This window comes from Planktothrix serta PCC 8927, from assembly GCF_900010725.2.
Taxonomy (GTDB): domain Bacteria; phylum Cyanobacteriota; class Cyanobacteriia; order Cyanobacteriales; family Microcoleaceae; genus Planktothrix; species Planktothrix serta.
This window is the reverse complement of the sequence record NZ_LR734884.1, coordinates 1-6,422: the sequence shown is the minus strand read 5'-3', so window position 1 is coordinate 6,422 and position 6,422 is coordinate 1. Positions and strand designations below refer to the sequence as shown.

The 6,422-nt window shown below is 41.7% G+C and carries 4 protein-coding genes and 1 pseudogene; all 5 read left to right on the top strand.

Annotation, left to right across the window (positions count from 1 at the left end; all coding sequences use genetic code 11):
* Positions 1-590: 590 nt before the first annotated feature.
* A complete protein-coding gene (locus PL8927_RS25600; RefSeq protein WP_083626587.1) occupies positions 591-1,805 on the top strand; it encodes a hypothetical protein in 1,215 nt (404 codons plus the stop codon).
* Between the two features lie 23 nt (positions 1,806-1,828).
* The gene (locus tag PL8927_RS28710; protein WP_231506143.1) at positions 1,829-3,520 is read left to right on the top strand and encodes a hypothetical protein; all 1,692 of its coding nucleotides are present in this window, start codon (positions 1,829-1,831) and stop codon (positions 3,518-3,520) included.
* The gene (locus PL8927_RS25590) at positions 3,481-3,678 is read left to right on the top strand and encodes a hypothetical protein (RefSeq protein WP_156093334.1); all 198 of its coding nucleotides are present in this window, start codon (positions 3,481-3,483) and stop codon (positions 3,676-3,678) included. Before PL8927_RS28710 ends, PL8927_RS25590 begins: the two co-directional genes overlap by 40 nt.
* A 121-nt stretch (positions 3,679-3,799) precedes the next feature.
* A complete protein-coding gene (locus PL8927_RS25585; RefSeq protein WP_083626584.1) occupies positions 3,800-4,897 on the top strand; it encodes a hypothetical protein in 1,098 nt (365 codons plus the stop codon).
* Positions 4,898-6,180: 1,283 nt separating this feature from the next.
* Positions 6,181-6,422: pseudogene (locus tag PL8927_RS28190) on the top strand (PEP-CTERM sorting domain-containing protein); the annotation flags it as partial.

The window sequence follows — 6,422 nt, the reverse complement described above, 5'->3', positions numbered from 1 at the left end:
AGATACCCGAACCTAAAGCAATTGTGGGTTTATTCATGTTGGGGGGATGGGGGATCTTTCAATGGCGAAAAATTAAGAAGCAGAAAGATAAAGAGCCATGAAACATCTCTATACTTTGTTGTTGGCTCTGAGTGTTATTCTGATTAATCCTTGGGGTGATAATCGAGGCGAAATCTGGACTTATCCTAAAATTTTTGCGGTTCTACTGATAACGCTATTAAATCTTTCAATTCTCTGGACAGAAAGATTTGATTTAACGATCTTAATAAGTTCAGTAATATTACTGAATTTACGGGTAAAAATTTGACAGATTAATTGAGCAAAATTCAGTATTTATTCTAATTGATTAAGTTGCGTATTAAGGGTTAATATTTTGTCTAATAAAAAGATGACCGAATCATTCCCTAGGTCGGCGATTGGATTGCTCCTAATTTCAGGGCCATGAGTGCTGATGTCGTCTTCTGAATCGCAAAACCAGCTTTAGGGTATAAGCGATTGTACGCCTTGCACCGGAGCAGCTTGATGTTGCACTCTCATGTTGTGTTAAATCTAGGACTGACTACAGGAGTCGCTATTTCAGAGGGATTCTCATGCGTAACTTTTTGATTTTCTGTTTGGCTTTGGCTTTAGTTTTTTTCCAGGTAGTGGCAAACAGCTACGTGCCCAGAGGTTTGACAGTGCCAATAGATGTGAAAATTGGAAAGTCTGCTCAAATATCTGAAAAATTAACTGACACTAATGCAGTTGAAGCTTGGGGCATCCCAATGGAAGTAGTTGTGCAGGCTCCTACACTTTTAGTTTTACCAATCCCAACAGATAAGCCCACTCCCGATTTTAGTAATTCTTGGTTCCTTAACGTTAACTTGACTAACAATACCCCAAACCCCATTTGTCCGAGTTACGATACCCTACTGCCAGAACTGATAGCACCTGATGGTCAAATACTACAGCGACAAAGTGTTACGAATAGGGGTGTTGGTACTGGAGAATATACCCGTAACCTAGTCAATCCCGGACAACGTTTTGGCTTTTTTGCTCAGGTAGCTCTTGTTTGGGAAAATAATAAACTTCAACTCAAAATTGTTAGTAGTCCTTGGTATTTTGAGGATATCAAGCCGGGAGCTTATCAGCTTCGGTTTGTATATGAAAACTCTGGCGAAGCGACTTCATGCTCTTACCGAGGAGAAGAAACAAGAGTAGAAAGAACTGGCATAGGTAGGGGCGGGACGAACTTCTTGTCACTCCGCATAGTTGAACCCGTATTAATTGACGGCAATGTGGCTCAATTAGATGGTATGCGTTTTGAACTTATAGTACCGCAGCGATTATTGATTATCCCACCCAACCAACCTGATGCTTATACCCCCGTGCAGTTGGGTTTACGCATTACAAATAATTCATCAGTTCCCCGTCGCTTTAATCAATTGGATAGTCTTATTCCAGGAATGGTGAGTTCATTAGGTTATTTATTGCAAGTGGAAGGAGCGAGAAATAGGACTCGCCAACCTCAGATATCTGATTGTCCATTAATCCAACCAGGGAAAAGTCTAACTCTATCTGTGGATGCCAAAATCTTTTGGCACAATAGAAAGCTTCGACTAGGTGGTAATGACAGATTTAACGGTACATGGTATTTTGACTCTCTCAATCCAAGTTTATATCGAATTGGATTTGGATATCCTATTATGAACCCCACATCACTATCAGTTTATGACCCAGAAATACGGGCATCTAGGTTGTTAACAGATATCTGTACAGTTCCAGTCGTTACTCCGATGGTAGATATTCGTTTAGTAGCACGCTAAAACATATAAAAAAGGAGCGAAAAATGCAAGTACGACAATATTTCTTATTTGGCTTGACTACCTTAGTTTTTGGATTTACAGGTCAATCTAGTTTTGCTTTTTCTGTGACTGGTCAGACACAGCCTAATAACGCGCAATACAGTCTAACTTTTTATAGTAATAGTTATTTTACGGGTTATTTAGATACATTTGGGATTCAAGAACTTAAACCACCTGACATAAAAAAAAATGATTTTTTGAAGATATTAAGAGATACTTTTCCTGCTAAAGACGGGTGGATATTCCAGTCTGCCCAAAATGACCTCGACAGTAATTTTAACGTAGAATTATATAGTCCATTTTTTGCCCCTTGGCCGAATCCTATTACAGGGCAAAATCAGCTTTCTCTAGGGGCTAATATCGCAGTCAGGCACGTCGATAAAAATGGTGTTGAAATCCCAGTCGAAAACAAATTTCACTGGATTCAGCAGGTACGCTCTACCCGTGGCTCTGTAGGTCAGTCTAATTTCAATTATACTGTGTTTGATCGGAATTTTATTGATATTCCTTATAATCCTAAGCAAGATAACCCATTCTACGATCTTATTCAAGTTCCAGGTCTAAAAGCTACAGGTTCTTATTTTCAAGACGGCCCACGAGTATTTGAGTTAGAAAACTCCCATTTATGGCTTGCTACACTGTATTTGGTTGAGCTAGAAAATCCCTCGGCTAATTTCCAAGATCCAAAACAAGAAAAGAGAGTCACAATTCACAATGGAATTTCTTGGGGCTGGCAAAACACATCCAATCCTCAGCCTCCTCAACCCACCCAAACATTTTCCGGCACTCTTACCGCCGGCTTCAACGAAAACCAACATCAAATCAACGGCTTAACTCCGGGAAACTACTTTTATGCCTGGACTAAAAATGACCTGCCCTCAAATCAATGCAATCCCAACACCTACTTAACTACATACAACAACAATAGCTCTTGGGATGACGACGACAGCAGTTTAGTCGGAGACGGCTTCGCTTCTGCACTCGCAGGTATCGTAGCCGATGACGGTACTATTAATCTAAGTGTCCGTGCAGCTAATCCAGGGGGTCGCGGAGAAGACAGTGGCAACTACGAACTTTATGCCACAGTCTACGATTCTAAATCTGCCCCACCAGAGATCATCGTCGGAAGCAGTGGAGGTGGGGGAGTCGTCCTTCCAAGACCCCGACCTGGTGGAACCCAACAAAATCCCATCCTACCCACCAGTAGTAGTTCTGGGGGTTGGCAAATCTTCAACAACGTACCCGGTTGTCGCTGGTATGACCCCCACACCACCTACGGTTTTGAATTTCAAGCCTTAGAAAATACCTTATTTACCGAAATTCTCGACTTCCCCGTGGGTCAGGACAACCGCTTCACTGTCTCGGTCGCAGACACTATTTTGGGGGAATTCAGTCCTGGAGAACGCCTCAATTTTGTCTCTCTATTCGGTGCAGGAGTTACTAATTTTAGAATTACCGATATCGGTAGCTTAATTGGTAATACAAAAGAAACTGCTTTTCCAATTCAGTTGGCATTCAATCAGCAAGTCGGCAGCTTCCAAATGCGTGCCATTGAAGAAACACCATCACCAAAGGAGATACCCGAACCTAAAGCAATTGTGGGTTTATTCATGTTGGGGGGATGGGGGATCTTTCAATGGCGAAAAATTCAGCAGCAGAAGGACAAAGAGCCATGAAATATCTCTATACTTTGTTGTTAGCTCTGAGTCTGATTCTGATTAATCCTTGGGGTGATAATCGAGGCGAAATCTGGACTTATTCCAAAGTGGGTTACTTTCAACTCTGTTTAGTCCTTAAGTTCAGTAATATTACTGAATTTACGGGTAAAAATTGACAGATTAATCGAGCAAAATTCAGTATTTCTTCTAATTGATTAAGTGGCGTATTCAAAGTTAATATTTTGTCTAACAGAAAGATTACCGAATCATTTCTTATAGATAGGGAGATCAGCTAACATGACATTCCGAGAATCTGTTGACAGTAGTGTTATTGAAGCAGAGGGAATATGTATAGAAATTTGGGAACCAGACTTAATCGTGATACCCAAGCTAGATTTTACTAATAGTATCGGTATCCCTCTACAGATTAACGTATTAATTACCAACAACACGACAACTCCATTTCCCTTCATCAATCACCTATTAATGCTAGAAATTGTGGGAGTAGATGCTCAAGCACTACATCCTACAAGATTGATAGACAGGCAACTTACAATTAGCCATTACCAGGGCATTTCCATCCCACCTAAACAAACTATAATTCGCTCTTTAATTGCCCAAATCTCAAAAGCGAACAATGGGTTTGAGTTCCAAGGAAGTATTTATACCTCTTCCAAAACACAAATTAACCCTAACTCCTCCTGGTCTTTTGAGCCTTTACAACTGAAAAACTACCAATTGCGATTTACATACATAAGCCCTACTGAGGAGTTTTCTTTCAAAGATGCAGCTACGGGTGACATCATCACAGTAGAAAGCTCAGAACCCGAACTCTTGACGAGTTCTTGGGTGAATCTCCGACTCGTTGAATTTGCCGAAGCTAACAAAAAAGCAGTGGAGGTAGATGGCATCCGATTTGAAACCCTAGTGCCACAGCCGACAATAAATGTTGCCTTCACGCAGCCAGAAATTAATATTTCCGTGCAGATTGGTATGCAGATTACCAACAACACTTTAACTCCTTTTCGTTTCACATCTTTTGACAGCTTGATTCCATTCCTTATCGGAGCAGATAGTCTAATACCGAGTCAGAGCTATGGCGGTAGTCATGGTTGGGTTCTCCCAAGAGAATCTGATTTCCAGTTAGTCTTACCTGGAAGCAGCGCAACTTTTTTCCCAAAGGTACACCTGGTAAGGCAAACAGATAATTGTTTGAAGCTTAGAGTTTCTGGTGGAGGCAGAACATCTTGGACGTTTAACGATCTCAAGCCGGGTAAATATCAGGTTGGGTTGACATATAGATCCCTAACGGACAAGCCAGATTTACTATTTGAAGACCTTTGGGTAGGTATGGTGTCTACACCTTTTGTGGAGTTTCACCTAGTTGAGAGTTGAGGTAAGGACGCATTCGTTCATTGCGATTTGAATTTCAAAAAGGCTGTTATTTGTTTAGAACTTAAATATGAAAGGAGCTAAAAAAGTGCGATCTCCACATCATTACCTGCTTTTCTTAATGACGACCGCGCTAATCACACTAACAAGTCGGCCCAGCCTAGCATTTAGAATCACACCTGACCAACCAGGTGACAGCGATGGAACTTACAGATACGAGCAGTTCTACGAAAATCGTCAGGGTGTTACAAGATTAGATGCGTGGCCTGATGCAAGCCCTGGGAAGCCTTTCCCACCAGATCCAAGACGTTTGTTGAGAGGGCAAGTTCTTGAAATTAAACCTGGAGGAACGGATGGTTTACTAGATTTACTAAATACGCGATTCGGTCAATTCTGGGAGTTTATCCCAAAAGGCAATTTGGAAGGTAGTTTCAATGTCGAGAACTATTACGCCTGTGGTTCAGACTTTGCTTGCACACTGGATGGAGCTCGTGTGAGTAACGCAGTCGGAGCTGCTTTCAAATTAAATTACCGTCCAGAAGGAACCGATCCAACTGGTAATACCGTTCACTGGATTCAGCGGGTACTTATTAACTTCGATCTTGATGAAAATGGCGATATCATAAACGATCAAGTTCCTATTGACAAGCTCGATATTCGCTCTAATGCAGCAAGTCCATACTTTGATGAATCCTATTCTGGCTCTAGCTCAAATCTTTTTCGTGACTTGGCATATGTGCAAAAGCCGTATGATCGAACAAATCATTACTTCTACGCTGAAACCTATTTAGTGAATGAGGTTCCAGGAGGAACTCAAGAGCCGGAAACAGGTATTGTGAAAAGAAAGGTAGAAATTTACAGTGGGGTTAGATGGGGTTGGGAAAATATATTCACTCCTGGGCCTCCTCAACCCACCCAAACATTTTCCGGCACTCTTACCGCCGGCTTCAACGAAAACCAACATCAAATCAACGGCTTAACTCCGGGAAACTACTTTTATGCCTGGACTAAAAATGACCTGCCCTCAAATCAATGCAATCCCAACACCTACTTAACTACATACAACAACAATAGCTCTTGGGATGACGACGACAGCAGTTTAGTCGGAGACGGCTTCGCTTCTGCANACCCAACAAAATCCCATCCTACCCACCAGTAGTAGTTCTGGGGGTTGGCAAATCTTCAACAACGTACCCGGTTGTCGGTGGTATGACCCCCACACCACCTACGGTTTTGAATTTCAAGCCTTAGAAAATACCTTATTTACCGAAATTCTCGACTTCCCCATGGGTCAGGACAACCGCTTCACTGTCTCGGTCGCAGACACTATTTTGGGGGAATTCAGTCCTGGAGAACGCCTCAATTTTGTCTCTCTATTCGGTGCAGGAGTTACTAATTTTAGAATTACCGATATCGGTAGCTTAATTGGTAATACAAAAGAAACTGCTTTTCCAATTCAGTTGGCATTCAATCAGCAAGTCGGCAGCTTCCAAATGCGTGCCATTGAAGAAACACCATCACCAAAGGA

Bases quoted from the DNA above. Each gene is read 5' to 3' on its own strand.
- PL8927_RS25600 (WP_083626587.1), top strand. From the start codon at position 591: ATGCGTAACTTTTTGATTTTCTGTTTGGCTTTGGCTTTAGTTTTTTTC.
- PL8927_RS28710 (WP_231506143.1), top strand. From the start codon at position 1,829: ATGCAAGTACGACAATATTTCTTATTTGGCTTGACTACCTTAGTTTTT.
- PL8927_RS25590 (WP_156093334.1), top strand. From the start codon at position 3,481: ATGGCGAAAAATTCAGCAGCAGAAGGACAAAGAGCCATGAAATATCTC.
- PL8927_RS25585 (WP_083626584.1), top strand. From the start codon at position 3,800: ATGACATTCCGAGAATCTGTTGACAGTAGTGTTATTGAAGCAGAGGGA.